At 57.1% G+C, this 16,743-nt stretch carries 12 protein-coding genes and 2 pseudogenes; 10 read left to right on the top strand and 4 right to left on the bottom strand.

Going from position 1 to position 16,743, the window contains the following annotated elements; all coding sequences use genetic code 11:
* Positions 1–25: 25 nt before the first annotated feature.
* Positions 26–1,093: an alkene reductase gene (locus ABUK73_RS21190; RefSeq protein WP_353579002.1), complete on the top strand. Its 1,068-nt coding sequence runs from the start codon at positions 26–28 to the stop codon at positions 1,091–1,093.
* Between the two features lie 85 nt (positions 1,094–1,178).
* On the opposite strand, the gene ABUK73_RS21185 is transcribed toward ABUK73_RS21190, so the two are convergent.
* Entirely contained in the window at positions 1,179–2,075 is an 897-nt protein-coding gene (locus ABUK73_RS21185) for an AraC family transcriptional regulator (protein WP_113089899.1), read from the bottom strand.
* Here ABUK73_RS21185 and ABUK73_RS21180 point away from each other — a divergent pair.
* Positions 2,074–2,481 carry a DUF2000 family protein gene (locus ABUK73_RS21180; protein WP_113089898.1) on the top strand — a complete coding sequence of 136 codons (408 nt, stop codon included), beginning with the start codon at positions 2,074–2,076 and terminating at the stop codon, positions 2,479–2,481. The genes ABUK73_RS21185 and ABUK73_RS21180 overlap by 2 nt on opposite strands.
* Positions 2,482–2,600: 119 nt before the next feature.
* On the opposite strand, the pseudogene ABUK73_RS21175 reads toward ABUK73_RS21180, so the two are convergent.
* Together ABUK73_RS21175 and ABUK73_RS21170 are read right to left on the bottom strand one after the other, a co-directional pair.
* A pseudogene (locus tag ABUK73_RS21175) lies at positions 2,601–3,011 on the bottom strand (DUF1810 domain-containing protein).
* Between the two features lie 183 nt (positions 3,012–3,194).
* A complete protein-coding gene (locus ABUK73_RS21170; RefSeq protein WP_353579001.1) occupies positions 3,195–4,205 on the bottom strand; it encodes a LacI family DNA-binding transcriptional regulator in 1,011 nt (336 codons plus the stop codon).
* 194 nt (positions 4,206–4,399) lie between these two features.
* On the opposite strand from ABUK73_RS21170, the gene ABUK73_RS21165 reads away from it, so the two are divergent.
* The 8 genes and pseudogenes from ABUK73_RS21165 (at position 4,400) to ABUK73_RS21130 (ending at position 15,423) form a co-directional block, all read left to right on the top strand.
* Positions 4,400–6,328: an ABC transporter substrate-binding protein gene (locus ABUK73_RS21165; RefSeq protein ID WP_353579000.1), complete on the top strand. Its 1,929-nt coding sequence runs from the start codon at positions 4,400–4,402 to the stop codon at positions 6,326–6,328.
* 100 nt (positions 6,329–6,428) lie between these two features.
* Entirely contained in the window at positions 6,429–8,543 is a 2,115-nt protein-coding gene (locus tag ABUK73_RS21160; RefSeq protein WP_353578999.1) for a family 10 glycosylhydrolase, read from the top strand.
* A 28-nt stretch (positions 8,544–8,571) separates the two neighbouring features.
* A complete protein-coding gene (locus ABUK73_RS21155) occupies positions 8,572–9,558 on the top strand; it encodes an ABC transporter permease (protein ID WP_113089593.1) in 987 nt (328 codons plus the stop codon).
* A gap of 10 nt (positions 9,559–9,568) precedes the next feature.
* A complete protein-coding gene (locus ABUK73_RS21150) occupies positions 9,569–10,744 on the top strand; it encodes an ABC transporter permease (protein ID WP_353578998.1) in 1,176 nt (391 codons plus the stop codon).
* Positions 10,745–10,755: 11 nt separating this feature from the next.
* Entirely contained in the window at positions 10,756–12,468 is a 1,713-nt protein-coding gene (locus ABUK73_RS21145; RefSeq protein WP_353578997.1) for an ABC transporter ATP-binding protein, read from the top strand.
* Positions 12,469–12,479: 11 nt separating this feature from the next.
* Positions 12,480–13,265 carry a 2-oxo-tetronate isomerase gene (gene otnI / locus ABUK73_RS21140; RefSeq protein ID WP_353578996.1) on the top strand — a complete coding sequence of 262 codons (786 nt, stop codon included), beginning with the start codon at positions 12,480–12,482 and terminating at the stop codon, positions 13,263–13,265.
* A 3-nt stretch (positions 13,266–13,268) separates the two neighbouring features.
* Positions 13,269–14,120: a 2-hydroxy-3-oxopropionate reductase gene (locus ABUK73_RS21135; protein ID WP_353578995.1), complete on the top strand. Its 852-nt coding sequence runs from the start codon at positions 13,269–13,271 to the stop codon at positions 14,118–14,120.
* A gap of 37 nt (positions 14,121–14,157) precedes the next feature.
* A pseudogene (locus tag ABUK73_RS21130) lies at positions 14,158–15,423 on the top strand (glycerate kinase type-2 family protein).
* A 60-nt stretch (positions 15,424–15,483) separates the two neighbouring features.
* Here ABUK73_RS21130 and ABUK73_RS21125 read toward each other — a convergent pair.
* The gene (locus ABUK73_RS21125) at positions 15,484–16,707 is read right to left on the bottom strand and encodes a GGDEF domain-containing protein (RefSeq protein ID WP_353578994.1); all 1,224 of its coding nucleotides are present in this window, start codon (positions 16,705–16,707) and stop codon (positions 15,484–15,486) included.
* Positions 16,708–16,743: the final 36 nt, after the last annotated feature.

The raw sequence follows: 16,743 nt of genomic DNA, 5'->3' as shown, positions 1-16,743 counted from the left end.
CCTACACCTTTCACCGGAGAATCTCATGACCGATATCTGGAGCCCAGTCACACTTGGCGGGATTACCCTGCCGCATCGTCTGGCCATGGCACCGATGACCCGCAGCCGCGCCAAGCTTGACGGAACACCCGGAGACCTCGCGCCGGAATATTACGCACAGCGAGCATCGCTCGGGCTACTGATTAGCGAAGGAACCCAGCCGTCTGACGATGGCCAAGGATACCTGGCGACCCCTGGTATATACACTGACGAGCACGTCGCTGGCTGGCGCAAGGTCACTGACGCCGTCCATGCGGCAGATGGGAGCCTATTCATACAGCTCATGCATGTCGGCAGACGGTCTCACCCTGATAACACTCCGCATCATAATCAGCCTGTTGCGCCATCGGCAATCGCATCCGGAGAGGCGATGTTCACGATGAGCGGGATGCAGCCCGTCCCCCAACCGCGCGCGCTGCAGAAAGAGGAAATCCAGCAGACAATTGCGGATTTCGCCAGCGCCGCAAAGCGTGCTATCGAAGCCGGTGCAGATGGCGTTGAAATCCATGGCGCGAACGGCTATCTGGTACACCAGTTCCTCGCCCCGGACAGCAACCATCGCAATGATGAGTACGGCGGCACGATGAAAAACCGGGCGCGCTTTGCTATTGATATCGTGCGTGCGGTCGTTGATGCCATTGGCCCACAGAAAACTGCCATTCGCCTCTCACCGGGTGTTGCGACAGGTGGCATTACCGAAGGTCAGGACAACGATGAACTGTATCGGTATCTCGCAGTCGAACTTGGCAAGATGGGCTTGGCTTATATCCATGTTCTCTACACTCGCACCGATCTGTTGCTGGAAGATATGAGCCGCTCTTTCGGTGGCCCTCTGGTCCTCAACCGTCCCGGTCGTTTGCGTGAACAGATCGGTGCCGATGTGGCCGCGGGACTTGCCGATATTGAGGCGCTGGGCGTCATGGCACTCGCCAATCCCGATCTTGTGCGGCGTCTCAAGACAGGTGCTACGCTTAATGACCCAAAACCTGCTTTGTTTTACGCAGGCGGCGGCGCTGAAGGTTACACGGACTATCCCCTAATCGACGCAGCATGATGTATAAGCGGGCGAATCGTATTCGCCCGCGATCGCCTTTACCAAGCTTGGTCGCGTCCGATGGCAATTCGAATACAATCAAAACCTAGCCAGAGCTTGCAGAACGCATTGCCAGCCAATGCCCTGGCGTCATGCCGAAGGCTTTGCGGAAATGGCGGGTAAAATGTGCCTGGTCGGCAAAGCCCGCATCTGCTGCCGACTGCGCCAACCCGTTTCCACTGATAATAGACCTTTTCGCCAGTTCGAGTTTGCGCATGATGAGGTATCGATGCGGGCTGGTACCTAGCAACCGGCGAAACTGCCTGGCCAGCTCGTAACGATCCAACCCGGATGCAGCCTCCAGCACTTCAGAGCGCACGATATCGTTGCAATGCCCTACAATGAAGTCGCGGGCACGGAGAACAGCCGACCGAGCCGACTTGGTGATGCTTTTGGGCGGCGCACCTGCTTTGCGAGAAAGACCCGATGCCAGCCGCATCACGACGTCGTCCATGATCAGATCGCTCGGTTCTTCTCTCAGATTGGCAAGAATCTCTGCCAGTGCCTGCCAGAGCCCGATGTCTGCAACGACCGGATCGGGAACGAATGGAAGGGCGTGACTGTAACCATCGACTGCGCCAATCAGGTCGGGAGGCAGATAGATCATCCGATAGATCAACCCATCCTCGGTACCTGCAGCACCATCATGCAGCTCGTCGGGATGCAGCACGATCACGTTTCCGGGGCTGCTGAAACGCTCGGCGCCGCGATAGCGGAAGGTCTGTACGCCGTGGAGTGTCAGCCCTAACGCGTAGGTGTCGTGCCGATGCGGCGAAAATGCATTGCCATGAAACCGGGCTTCGATCCGCTCGACACCATGTGAGGGCGCGGCGATACGCATGCCGTCGGCAAATCCGACTTTGCACGAATGTTCAAGACCGCCCGCCTTGCTCGGAGCTAGGTCTTCTTTTCCCTCGATACCCTGAATGGAGTTCAACCGCATGTTCGACACCAAGATCGCAATCGTTATCCGCAATGACCTCGCAACCTGGCAGAAGTTGAACGTCACCGCCTTCCTGACCAGCGGCATCGTTGCACAGACACCAGCCATCATCGGCGAACCATATCGGGATGCGGATGGTCATGTCTACAATCCCATGACGATCCAGCCAATCGTGGTCCTCGCCGCAGACCAGGATATGCTGCGCACAATTCATAGGCGGGTTCTCGACCGCGACGTTACAGCCTCGGCTTATATCGAGGAGATGTTTTCAACAGGGCACGACGCTGCCAACAGGGAGGTGTTCGCCCAGTTCGGCCCAGACAATTCGAAACTGGTAGGACTGGCACTTCGAGCCGAAAAGAAGGTCGTCGATAAGATCGTAAAGGGAGCAAAAATGCATCCTTGATGTATCGGAATTCAGGTTTGGGCACCGCGATGACGTTGAAATAGCTTTGCGCGGAAGCTAATTCACGTGGCCGATTTTCAGTTGAAGTCTAACTTTTGCAAAAGTCGGTAAGCGTCTGATTATCCATCGTTCTTCAGTGCTGCGAGCGTGGCTTGATCGCCTTCGCTTCCATTAAAAACGTGAAGGGCGGTCTCGAATGACGAACCACTCTGGGCGGCGATGCCAAATAACGTCACGCTGGAATGAAACTTGAGGTCATCAGGAGAGCCAAGAATTTCACGTGCACCGAGGCGGGGATGGCTGAGCATGACGCTCGTGCACTCCTTCAAACGGGGTCAGAGAACCGGATGTTTCAAGTAGGCTTCTGCTTCAGAACGTCCAGAGATCGCGTAAACGCGGGCAGTTGCCGATCGACCAAGTCCGTGAATTTGCGGAAAGATGAACCACATCCAGTACGACTTCTTTCGGTCGTCAAGCAGCTTACGCAAGCCTCTGGTGTAAATTAAAGTGCAGATCGTCGCACGAAGCATTCTTCAGCCGGCAAACCGGCTGAGTTATGGTTCGACAAAACCCTACTGCCAGAAAACCAGGATGCACCGCCTCGCCAGGTTGTTTCAAATCGCAATAGATAGAAAACATACAGAATTTCAGTGGTTTAGGCTTCGACATCTAGGTGTCTGTGGTTCTGATCCTTTCAACGCGGTCAACTTTCGTCACTCGAAGGCAGCCAACCATTTCGGATGTCTCGGGGCGACGCCTGAGGACCTCCGCTCAACAAAGGTTGATGCAATAAGTATGCGCCTTGCGAGGACCGGCTGACCTTGCGTTTCGATGCGTTCCAGGAGTAGCCGCATGGCTGTCGCGCCCATTTCTGCGCCCTGTACCTTGATGGTTGTTAAGTGAGGGGAAATTTGGGTCGCGGCAGAAAAGTCGCCGAAGCCCACAACGGACATGTGTTCCGGAATACGGTAACCACGCGCCAGGAGTTCGGAAACAGCGGTGAGAGCCAGTCCGTCGTGAGCGCAGAACAAGGCTGTCGGTGCGATCTTGGCATCGTGAAGACGTAGTAGCGCAGGGATAAATCCGCCATCTTCGTCAAAGCGCAAATCGTGCAACCTTGCGTCGGGGTATTGGTCAAGACTTTCGCGTAGACCATGATAACGTTCCATACGTCCGCGATAGCCTTCCTTGCCCTGCACGAAAGCGATGTCGCGATGCCCTAGTTTGAACAGATAATCGCCAACCGCAATCCCCGCTTCATGGTCGGTGCCGCCGACGTGGTCGGCCTGTTCGAGGGGAAACACCCAACCCAGCCGGACCGACGGCACGCCGGACGCCTTGACGATGTCCAGCGTCATTTGTTCATGCGGGCCGACAAGAATGATGCCAGCACTATCCTGCACCATCGCCTCGACCCTGTCGGCATCATGCGTCCACTGCAAACGCACCGGCTGGCCGAGCCGATGCGCCTCCTTCTGCATGCCGTCCTGAAGCATGGTGCGCAATTCGTAGCTGACGCTATCGACCTGATCGTGAAAGATCAGCGTGATCTCGCGCTGCTCGTCGGCAGGCTTTTGGCGCTGGTAGCCCAGCGTGGCGGCAGCGTCCTCGACGCGCTTGCGCGTCGCCTCGCTGACTCCGGCTTTTCCTGACAGCGAGCATGATACCGCGAATTTGGACAGGCCCGTGTGATTGGCGATATCCTGCAATGTCACTTTGCGCATAATGCATCCTCCCATTGTGATGCCGCGAACGAAATAAAATTAAACATAACGCTTTACCTAACAAAATACATAATACAAGCTAAACTAATACGGTCATGCAAGCTATCTGTTTGGCGACGCAGCCGTCCAATATTGCGGGGTCGATCCTGAGGAGGAGAGGTAAACTCGCGATACGTGATTGGAGGAGGAAACAAATGCAAGGATTCAATCGCCGCGCGTTTCTCGCTGCGAGCACTGCTGCCGTCATATTGCCCGCCCTGCAAGCCTTTGCGCAAACGAGCGCCTTTAAAGAACCCGCCATGCTGGACGCCATCGTCAAGGACGGCAAGCTGCCAGCCGTTGCAAATCGCCTACCAATCAACCCGCTGGTCGTCACACCGCTTGACCGCGTCGGAACACACGGCGGTGACTGGAATAGCGCGATCGTCGGTGGCGGGTCCCTTTCCATGCTGTTCCGCTATCAAGCTTACGAGCCGCTGTTGCGGTACGAGCCAGATTGGTCCGGCGTGGTACCGAATGTCGCAGAGCACTACGAAAGCAACGCCGATGCCACGGAATTCACTTTCAGGCTGCGCAAGGGGATGAAGTGGTCGGACGGCGAACCATTCACTACGGAAGACATCATGTTCTGGTACGAGGACATCTTCGATTACGAGGGCCTTAACGATATCGGCCAGAACCATTTGCGGGCAGGCGGAAAAAAGGCCCGCTTCGAAGCCGTGGACGATGTGACGTTCAAGGTAATTTTCGCAGCACCCAACGGTCTGTTTCCGTTGCGGCTGGCATGGGCCAACGACGACCAGACCACCCGCGCGCCGAAACATTATCTCAAGCAGTTCCACATCAAGTACAACCCTAACGCCGAACAGGAAGCCAAGACCAAGGGCGCGTCGGGCTGGATTCAGCTGTTCCAACGCGAAGCGGGACTTGTCGTGGACAACGAGTTTTTCCAGAATTCGCAGCGCCCCGTCATCCATGCTTGGAAGATGGCGGTCGCACCGGGACAAAGCACCGACCGCGCCATTGCCGAGCGTAACTCGTTCTACTGGAAGGTCGATACTGAGGGAAATCAACTGCCCTACATCGATCGCATCGTCTATCAGATGGTCGCCGATGCGCAGGTCTTACTGTTGAAGGCGATGCAGGGTGAAATCGATCTGATGGACCAGTACATTGCCACGCCGGCCAACCGGGCGGTGCTTTACGACTCGCAGGAACAGGGCCAGTTCGGCCTGTATACGCTGACATCGACCGAAACCAACGAGATGGTTTTTCAACTCAACCTCAACCATCCGGACGAAGCCAAGCGCAAGCTCTACGGCAACAGGGATTTCAGGGCAGCGCTTTCGATGGCCCTGGACCGGCAGGCGATCATCGACACGGTGTTCATCGGACAGGGAACGATCTCGCAACCCGCTGTGCGGGCGGAAGACCCTCTTTACAACGAGCGTCTGGCCACGCAATTCACCCAATACGAACCCGATGCGGCCAACGCCCTGCTCGACAAGATCCTTCCCAACAAGGATGGTGAAGGTTTCCGGCAGGATGAAAACGGCAAGCGGGTGACGGTCATATTCGAGATCGACCAGGCCCGAACCACCTTCCTCGACATCTTCCAGCTGGCGCTGCCGATGTTTCATGCGGTGGGGGTGGATGTGCAAATGCGAAGCATGGATCGTTCGCTATGGGAGGTCCGTGTTCGCCAAGGCATCGACTACGACGCGACCGCACACCGATTCGGCGGCAATGGCGGCATCGCGGCCATTCTCGATCCGCGCTATTTCATTCCCAACACGACCGAGGCGCTGTACGCTAAGGGATGGCAGTTGTGGTACCGCGATCCAGCGTCCAAAGGTGCGGTCGAACCGCCGCAGCCGGTCAAGGATGCATTGGCGCGTTATGACCGTGTGCTGGGCTCACCGGACCCGGAGGTGCAGCGAAAGCTTATGGCGGAAATACTGGAGATCGCTGCCGACCAGTTTTACGTCTTCGGCGTGTGCCTGCCTAGCGACAGCTACGGTGTGGTCAAGAACAATATGCAGAACGTTCCCAAATCAATGCCGAATTCATGGGGATATCCGACGCCCGGGCCCGCCAACCCCGAAACCTTTTTCAAGGCCTGATCCCACCGTCCTATCCCGGCACCCGACACCGGGATGGGCACATCAACGTTACGAACGCGCTTGATGGGCGCGACGGCATTCTATTGTCATTGGAGACCACATGTTGCATCGACCAACCGCCATTTCCGAAATTGCCGTTCGCTCTCCCGAATGGTTCAAATCCGCCACTCGCTGGACGCAGTTGACGTTTGCGGAAGACGACCCGGCGAAATATGACCCCGAATTCTGGATCGATGTTTTCAAGCGCACCAAGTCGAATGCGGTCTGCCTTTCGGCGGGCGGCTATATCGCCTACTACCCAAGCAAAATTCCCCTTCACTACGTGTCGAGCTTCATCGGCGACTCCGACCCGTTCGGCACCATCGTGGAAGGCGCACGCAAATTGGGAATGCACGTCATGGCGCGCGTCGATCCGCACGCCATCCATGCAGATGCGGCAAAGGCCCATCCCGAATGGGTGGCGATCAATGCGGATGGAAGCCCGCGTGAGCATTGGGCATTTCCCGGCATCTACGTCACCGATGCGCTGGGGAGCTATAATCGCGACTTCACTACTGATGTCATTAGCGAAGTCGTGACCAAGTATGACATCGATGCCGTGTTCGCCAACCGCTGGCAGGGGCATGGCGTGTCCTACAGCGAAGGCAATCGCAAACGCTTTAGGCAGGAAACAGGTTTTGATCTGCCGTTGAAACCGGATGCAACCGATCCGGCGTGGCAGGCCTGGGCCGCATGGCGCAGACGCATTCTCACTGAACTCGTGGTCTATTGGGACGAGACAGTCAAATCCATCCGTCCCCATGCCAGCTTCATCCCGAATATGAGTGGCTCGTCGCTGATGGAATTCGACCTTTCGCTCATTCAGCAGCATTGCCCGATCCTGTTCGTCGACCATCAGGCGCGCCAGGGCGTGGAAGTCGGCTGGTCCGCCGGGCGTAACGGTAAACGTATTCGTGGAACGTTCCGCGACCGGCCCGTTGGCCTCATCACCTCCATAGGCCCCGAAGAAGAATATCGATGGAAGGATTCCGTCCAGAGCGGCGAGGAGATCAAGCTCTGGATTCACGATGGCATGGCGCAGGGCCTTTTCCCGTGGTTCACTAAATTCAATGCCTGCGTTCCCGATGACCGCTGGGTGCGGCCCGTTGCGGAAGCCTTCAATCTCCATGCAGACATCGAGCCGCATCTGGAGGGCATGCAACCAACCGCCGAAATCGCCATCATCGATCCGTCAACGACGCTGCGGCACTGGGCACCGGAGCAGCGCCACGTTGCCGAACATAATGATCTTGGCTTTTATCATGCGCTGGTGGAAGCACGCATTCCGTTCGAATTTCTTTCCGATCAGGTCATGAACCAGGATGCGTTGGATCGGTTCAAGCTCATCATTCTGGCCAATGCCACCTATCTGTCTGACGACCAGTGCGCGGCTATCGAGCAGTATGTGCGGCGCGGCGGCTCGGTCGTGGCCGCGCATGAAACCTCTCTCTATAATGAAGTCGGCAAGCGGCGAGATAATTTCGGCCTGTCGAATGTCTTCGGCGCCTCGCTGACTTCTGCACCTCGCGGGCCTGTCAAGAACACCTATGTCGCGCTGTCCGATCCCCACCCGTTGAACGATGGTTACGAGGGGGCAACGCGCATCATTGGCGGCACTCACATGATTGCAGTGGATGCAAATTCGGATGCAGAAACGCCGTTCCTTTACGTTCCCGATTTTCCAGACCTGCCCATGGAGGAAGTCTACCCACGTAAAGCGCCGAGCGGCGCTGCCGTGGTTGCGCGTGAGACGGGCCATGGAGGTCGCGTGGTCTACATCCCATGGAACATCGGCGAAGTCTTCTGGAAGGTGCTTGCACCCGATCACGGCAGGCTGATCGCAAACGCCGTGAATTGGGCTCTTGGTCAGGACCATCGTGTGACGGTTGACGGAAAAGGCATCATCGATATCGCCATCTATGAAAACGAGGATGCGATGGCAATCTTCCTCGTCAACCTCACCAACCCGATGATGATGAAGGGTCCCTTGCGGGAGGTCTATCCGATCGGCGAACAGACACTATCGATCGAACTGCCGAAGGGTCGTACGTCTGCCTCGGTGAAATCGCTGGTGAAAAACGAGACGGCGTCCTGCAAGATCGTTGGCAACCGTGCACAAATCACCGTGCCTTCCATCCAGGACCTCGAAACGGTTCATCTGACTTGGCAATCATAAGCCGGATAGCATGTAGCGGGAGGAACCCATGCTGACATATGTGGCGAAGCGCGTTCTGTACATGATACCGACCCTGTTCGGCATGTCCTTGATCGCATTCATGATCATTCAGTTGCCACCCGGCGATTATCTGACCTCGCTTCTTTCCACCATGGCCGATGGCGGGCAGAATTTGGACGAGGCCACGATTGCGCGCCTACGCGCGCAATATGGTCTCGATCAACCGGTCTATGTCCAGTATGTCGTCTGGATCAGCGGAATACTGACCCGTGGCGATTTCGGATATTCCTTCGAGTGGAACCAGCCGGTATCGACCCTGATCTGGGACCGGATGGGTTCGACCCTTCTGATCTCGCTGGCAAGCCTACTGCTGGTCTGGGCGATATCGCTCCCAATCGGCATCTATTCCGCGGTCAGGCGCCATTCCTTCGGCGACCATGCCTTTACGCTCCTCGGCTTCATCGGGCTGGCCGTTCCGAACTTCATTATGGCGCTGACGCTGATGTATGCGAGCTACCGGTTTTTAGGGCAAAGCGTTGGGGGGATATTTTCCCCCGCCTTTGTCGATGCGCCGTGGAGCATCGCAAAATTTCAGGACATGCTCAGCCATATGTGGATACCGGTGATCGTCATCGCCATGTCAGGCACTGCTGCCATGATCAGAATTCTGCGGGCAAACCTGTCGGACGAATTAAGCAAGCCCTATGTCATCACGGCCCGTGCCAAGGGTTTGCCTGAGCGCAAGGTTATCGTGAAATACCCCGTCCGCATCGCTCTCAACCCTTTCGTCAGCTCTATCGGCTGGGTGCTGCCCGACCTTGTATCCGGCGTTACCATCACCGCTATCGTGCTGAACCTTCCAACGGCCGGACCGCTTCTGTTGCGGGCGCTGGTCGGTCAGGACATGTATCTCGCCGGAAGTTTCATTCTCCTGATGGGCGTGCTGACACTGGTGGGCATGCTGATCTCAGACATATTGCTTGCGGTGCTCGACCCCCGCATCCGGTTCAATTGAGGGGGTGGCCATGTCGATCAACCAGAACCCGACCGTCGCACTGGAAACTGGCCCGGCCATCAGCCCATTGAAGTCCGGGCGCAAGGTAGCAAGCCTGGAGGCCGCGGGGCAATGGACGCTCATCCGTCAGCGCTTCTTCCGTCACAAGGTCGCCGCCTTTGCCGCAGGCATCATTCTTTTACTTTATCTGATCGGTGCCTTTGCCGAGTTCTTGGCACCGAGCCTGCCGAACACGTCGCGCCCGCAATACACCTTTGCGCCGCCGCAACGCATTGCGCTGTTTGCACCGACTGCCGATGGTGGCTCGCAATTTCTGCCACATGTGAAGGGCTACAAGATCGAGATCGAGCCGAGAGCCCTTCGCCGCAGCTTCGTTGTCGACGACACGAAAATCACTCCCATCGGAATTTTCGTCAAAGGTGCACCCTACAAGCTGTGGGGCATCATTCCGCTGGAAACGCATCTGGTCGGTCCGCTGGACGCCCGTGACCCGATGTATCTGCTGGGTTCGGACCGGCTCGGACGAGATCTTATGAGCCGACTGATCTATGGAACCCGTGTTTCCATGTCCATCGGCCTTATCGGCGTTGCCATTTCGTTGACGCTCGGCGTCGTGATGGGCGCGATCTCAGGCTATTATGGCGGCTGGGTGGACACGCTTATTCAACGCATCATCGAGATCGTCAGCGCCATGCCGACCATACCGCTCTGGCTGGGGCTGGCCGCCGCCATACCCCTCACCTGGTCGCCGCTGTCGGTCTACTTCGTCGTCACGCTGATCGTTTCGCTGTTGAGTTGGACCGGTTTAGCGCGCGAGGTTCGAGGACGTTTCTTCGCTCTACGCGGCGATGATTTCGTGACGGCTGCGCGGCTAGACGGCGCCGGGGAACGGCGGATAATATTCCGCCACATCCTGCCATCTCTGACCAGCCATATTCTGGCGGTGGTGACGCTTGCCATTCCCACCATGATCGTTGCTGAAACCTCACTGTCGTTTCTCGGTGTCGGATTGAAACCGCCGGTCGTCAGTTGGGGTGTGCTGTTGCAGGACGCACAGAACGTGCGCACGGTTGCTACCGCCCCGTGGCTGTTGATCTGGCCCAGCCTTGCGGTCGTTTTGGCTGTGCTGTCCTTCAATTTCTTCGGCGATGGCCTGCGCGATGCAGCCGACCCCTACGACAGCTGAGAGGACGTGAGATGACAAAGCCCGAAACTTTGCTGGCGGTCAAAGACCTGTCCATCGATTTCCATCTCAGAACCCATGTACTTCATGCCGTTCGCAAAGTCAGTTTTGACCTTGAACCTGGAAAGACGCTTGCACTGGTGGGAGAGAGCGGTTCAGGCAAATCAGTGACCGCCCGTGCCCTGATGCGGATCATCGACAAGCCCGGACAGATGACCGGTGGCCAGATCGTCCTCGATGGGCCAAACGGACCCGTAGATATCGCAAAATTTGCAGCGAGCAGTCGCGAAGTTCTGGCCATTCGCGGTGGACGAATCGGCCTGATCTTTCAAGAACCGATGAGTTCGCTGTCGCCGGTCCACACCATTGGCTCACAGATCATGGAAGCTGTGCGTCTGCATCGACGCATGTCGAAAAAGCAGGCGCGGGAGCGGTGTATCGAACTGCTGCGGCAGGTGGAGATACCGCAACCGGAAATGATGGCCGATCGGTACACCTTCGAGTTTTCCGGCGGAATGCGCCAGCGGGCGATGATTGCGATGGCGCTGGCCTGCGACCCAGAAGTCCTAATCGCCGATGAGCCGACGACGGCGCTGGATGTGACGACGCAGGCCGAAATCCTCGATCTCATCAAGCGGCTGCAGGTCGAGCGCGGCATGGCAATGCTGCTCATCACCCACGACATGGGCATTGTCGCCGAAGTCGCGGACGAGGTCGCCGTCATGCGCTTTGGCAAGATTGTCGAAAAGGGGCCGGTGGACGAGATTTTCCATGCCAGCCAGCACGCCTACACGCGGCAACTTCTTGAAGCGACGGTCAAACTTGAAAGCGGCGCAGCCACGCGCGCCTTGCCGGCATCGCTGACAGCCAACGTTTCTCCGATCCTGTCGGTGCGCAATCTTTCCAAAATCTACGGCGCACCATCCGGACTGTTTTCGCGGAGCGGCGGTCGCGGTCTGGTGGCCGTGGATGACGCAAATCTTGACCTGTTTGCCGGCGAAAATCTCGGCATTGTCGGTGAAAGCGGCTCGGGCAAAACCACGCTTGGACGGATGATACTGCGCATTGTCGAGCCGACCTTCGGGACGATCGCCTATCGCGAAAAAGCCGATGCGGCACCGATCGACGTCACCTCACTGAGCAAAGTGGGTCTGCGCGCCTACCATCAGGACGTGCGTCTCATCTTTCAAGACCCGTTCGCATCGCTCAACCCACGCATGACGGTGAAGCAGATCATCGGCGATCCTCTTGTCATCGCCGGTGGCATGTCCGGCAAAGCTGTTGAGACGCGCGTTGCCGAACTTTTACAAAAGGTCGGGCTCGATCCTCTGGCGATGGAGAGGTACCCACATGCCTTTTCCGGTGGCCAGCGTCAGCGGATCGGCATTGCAAGGGCGCTTGCAGTCAACCCGAAGGTCATCGTCGCCGACGAGGCGACCTCGGCGCTCGACGTCTCGATCCGGAGCCAGATCCTCGACCTGCTGCTCGACATTCAAAAGCAGCTCAATCTCAGCTTCATCTTTATTTCGCACGATATCTCGGTGGTGCGCTATTTCTGCGACCGCGTCGCCGTCATGCACAAAGGCAAGATCGTTGAGGTGGGTGATGCGGAAACCATCTGCACCGCCCCCTCGCAGCCTTACACGAAACGACTGATCTCTTCCGTTCCGAACCCCGACCCCCGCAACAAGCGCATGCTGCACCGCCTGCGCGCAGACCAAGTTTGAGGCCATTGCCGATGCCGAAATTCGCCGCCAACCTGTCCATGCTTTACACCGAACATCCGTTCATGGAACGGTTTGCCGCCGCTGCTGCCGATGGCTTTGCGGCAGTGGAATATGTTAGCCCCTACGAGGAGGCGGCAGAGACGATTGCAGCGGAACTCGAGAAGTGCAATCTGACGCAGGCCCTGTTCAACCTACCGGCTGGCAACTGGATCGCAGGCGAGCGCGGTATCGCCTGCCTGCCGGAGAGGGTCTCCGAGTTCGAGACGTCCGTGGAAACGGCAATCCGCTATGCAAAAGTTCTGGGATGCCATAAGATTAATTGTCTGGCTGGCATTCAACCGCTAGGTGTCGATCAACAGGTTCTGGAAGACACGCTCGTCGGCAATCTCGGGCACGCGGCGCAACGTCTGGCGGATGCCGGAATTGCCCTTGTCTTCGAACCCATCAACACCCGCGACATACCCGGATATTTCGTCACCAACACCCATCAGGCCGAACGGATAATGGACCGTGTCGGGCATTCCAACCTGCTGATCCAGTATGATTTCTATCACATGCAAATCATGCAGGGCGATCTCGTCGCGACCTTCGAGCGCCTGCTCGACAAAATCGGCCACGTTCAGATCGCCGATAATCCCCGACGGAATGAGCCGGGGACGGGCGAGATCAACTACGACTTTATTTTCAAGCGTCTAGATGAACTTGGTTACGACGGATGGGTGGGCTGCGAATATCGACCGGCGTCGACTACCAGTGCAGGCCTTGGCTGGTTGAAAGCATATCAACAGGAGGATTGAGCTATGAAAATAGGATTTATCGGACTGGGCGTCATGGGGCGCCCGATGGCGCAGCATTTGATCGATGCCGGACATGATCTTTATCTTCACAGGGTCAAACCCGTGTCGAACCACCTCGTCGAAAGCGGTGCGAGGGCCTGCAGTTCGGCTGCGGAGGTGGCGCGCAGCGCCGACATCGTGATCTTGATGCTGCCGGACACGCCCGATGTGGAAAACGTTCTCTTCGGTGACGATGGCGTGGCACACGGTCTTGATACGGGAAAGCTCGTCATCGACATGAGCTCGATTTCACCGATTGCAACAAAGGATTTTGCCGCCCGTATTGAGGCGCTGGGATGCGATTACCTCGACGCGCCGGTGTCAGGTGGTGAAGTTGGCGCCAAGGCCGCATCGCTGACCATCATGGTCGGCGGCAAACCGGATGTTTTCGAGCGCGCAAAGGAACTGTTCGAAAAGATGGGCAAGAACATCACCCTGATCGGTGCTGTCGGGAACGGTCAGGTTGCTAAGGTCGCCAACCAGATTGTGGTTGCTCTCAATATTCAGGCCGTTTCGGAGGCCCTTCGCTTCTCAAAGAAATCTGGTGCAGACCCCTCCATCGTGCGCAAGGCATTAATGGGCGGCTTTGCGTCGTCCCGCGTACTGGAGGTCCACGGCGAACGTATGATCAATGAAACGTTCGAGCCCGGCTTCCGGATGAGCCTGCACCATAAGGACATTTCGCTCGCGCTCGAATCGGCACGGCTGCTGGAGCTTATGCTGCCCAACACCGCGATGGTTCATCAGTTGATGAACTGCGCATTGGATAAAGGCTTGGGTGACAAAGATCACTCTGCCCTTATCAACGCAATATGAAGTCTTCCGGCCATTTGTCCAATTACGGGAGCGATTGATCATGATCACAAGTCCCCGCCTGTTCCTTACATCTTTATACGAAGCAGCAATCGAGGCCGCCAGTCCTTTAAACAGGATTAAAGATCTTCTGCCGCGCCCGCCTGATGGCGGACGCGTCGTAGTCATAGGCGCAGGCAAAGGGGCGGCGCAAATGGCGCAATCGCTGGAAAGTCTTTGGGACGGCCCGCTGACAGGTTTGGTCGTAAACCCTTATGGTTACGAGTGAGACACAGACCGAATCGAGGTCATCAGTGCCGCTCATCCTGTGCCAGACAGTGCCGGGATTAAGGCGGCCGAACGTATGATGGCCTCTGTATGCAACCTATCTAGTAATGATATTGTGATCGCGGTGATTTGCGGTGGGGTATCTGCGCTCTTACCAGCACCGCCGATGGGGTTTGCTCTTGCCGACGAAATAGCTCTGAACGAGGAACTACTAGCGTCGGGTGCTTCGATTTTGGCCATCAACGCCGTCCGCAAGCGTTTCTCAACAATTAAAGGCGGGCGGTTGGAGGCATTGACGAAGGCGAGGGTGATTAGCTTCGTAGTATCCGATATTCCTGGAGACGACCCGGCGCTGGTGTCGTCTGATCTAACGATCCCCAACCTGAGCACCCGCAATGATGCCGGGAAAGTATTGCACGGTATCGGCTGAAACTGCCGGCGCCGATACTGAGTTTTATAGCATCTGATGCATCCGATGCACCGAGCCCAGCGGATACAGTCTCTGCCGGACACAGCCACCACATTGTTTCGTCTTCAAGAATTGCGCTTTGAAGCAGCGGTAGCGCTTGCGCGAGTTTCAGGTGTCACGCGAGTTATACTATCTGATTGCATGGAGGGCGAAGCGCGAGATGTTGGCCTCGTACACGCGCCCATAGCACGTGAGATCGCGTTGCACGACAGTCCTTTCATCAGGCCCTGCGTGCTGTTGTCTGGAGGCGAAACGACAGTGACGCTTCGAGAGAGAGGTGGTGAAGGTGGACGCAATGGAGAATTCGCGCTGTCTCTTGCGATGGCGATCAATGGACTTGATGTCCATGCACTCGCCGCCGACACCGATGGCATAGATGGCTCTGGAGACATTGCGGGCGCCTTCGCTGATGGCACGAGCGTCAAACGGCTCTTAAAGAAGCAAGTCAACGGCGATGCGCGGCTGTTGGGTAGTGATAGCTACCCTGCCTTTTCCGCTATTGGGGATCTGTTTGTCTGCGGACCAACCAACGTGAATGTAAATGATTTCAGAGCTATATTGGTCAGATGAGCGCGACTGATACAAGAGGGCGTTGGTTCAGGTCCCTTCAAGGCGCTCTCGTCCAAGGCGCTACATCGAGTTAGGACGCCCCGTCGACACTAACCGCAGCCGACGATGCAAGGGATCGGCTTGTGGGTGTTTTAGCAATTCGCTTTGTTCCGCGGCCTCAACGCGATTCCGCCCAAGGGCTTTCGCGCGATACAGCGCGCCATCGGCGCTTGCAAGCATCTCGGCGAGGTCGTTGCAGTCTGGTGCCGCAAGGCCAATACTGACGGTGGCCCGGATTTTCAAGCCCTCTGCCTGAGCGGCTGCTTTGGCAAACCGGGTTGCGATCGACGAGCCACGACTGAAAGCTTGGGAATGGTCGCACCGTGGCAGAAGCGCAGCGAATTCCTCACCGCCTAGCCGGACAATAAGCGCGTCGGGCCCCGCTTCTTCGCGGGCGGTTTCGGCGAACAGCTGCAAAACCTTATCTCCTGTTGAATGTCCATGACGGTCGTTGATCGCCTTGAAATGGTCGAGGTCGAAGGCGAGCAGAGAGACGGGGTCACCATGCCGCTCCCGGAGGATCCGAGATGCCTGCTCAAAAAAGGCGTGACGGTTTGCAAGCCCGGTCAACTGATCGGTTTGTGACATGCGGAGCAGGTGGAGTTTTTCCTCCTCTCGAATAATCATCAGAAAGGACATCGGCATCGCTACCGAGTACAAGACGGCCTCGTACATCGTCACCTTCCCAACGATGGAGATAATATCTTGCCCATATTGCTGAAGGAGAACAGGTGCAATGAACGCTCTGCCAAGGTAGAACAGGGCATGGAAGGCCGAGATCGATACTGCGATCGGACGTGAGCGCAATCGCTGGACCGTGCGACTGCGCAGAAGCATCCAGGCTGTCACGCCGCAAGTCAGCGCTATGGGGATAGACGAGACGTGGTTCCAGAAGGCGGCCGGGAAGTGCGTACCAGCGATCGCCCACGCGATGGCTAAGAAGCTTAGCGCTACGACGGACGACCAGAAATACCGGTGACCGTCCAGCCCGGCGACAGCGTTAAGGACCAGAAGGTAGCCCAACAGCATTAGGATGTTGATCGCCCCCATGCCGAGCGCGACCGGAAAATGGCTGAGGTTCATTGCAAGAATGCAGCCGAGAACGAACGTGAAGAGTGCCGCGGCCAGAACACCGAGCACGCGTGCGCGACCTGGATGAGCCTGCCTTTCCCAAAGGATAAGCGACGCTGACACCAGGAGCGTTCCGACGGTCAAATACCAAAGGGTTTGTAAATCGATCTGCATTGCTTTGCCTGCCTTAAGTGAAAGCCTACAGGGTGA

Source organism: Agrobacterium vacciniicorymbosi, assembly GCF_040427045.1.
In the GTDB taxonomy this organism is placed as follows: domain Bacteria; phylum Pseudomonadota; class Alphaproteobacteria; order Rhizobiales; family Rhizobiaceae; genus Agrobacterium.
Note: the sequence above shows the minus strand (reverse complement) of the source record. Positions and strands in the feature narration are given on the sequence as shown.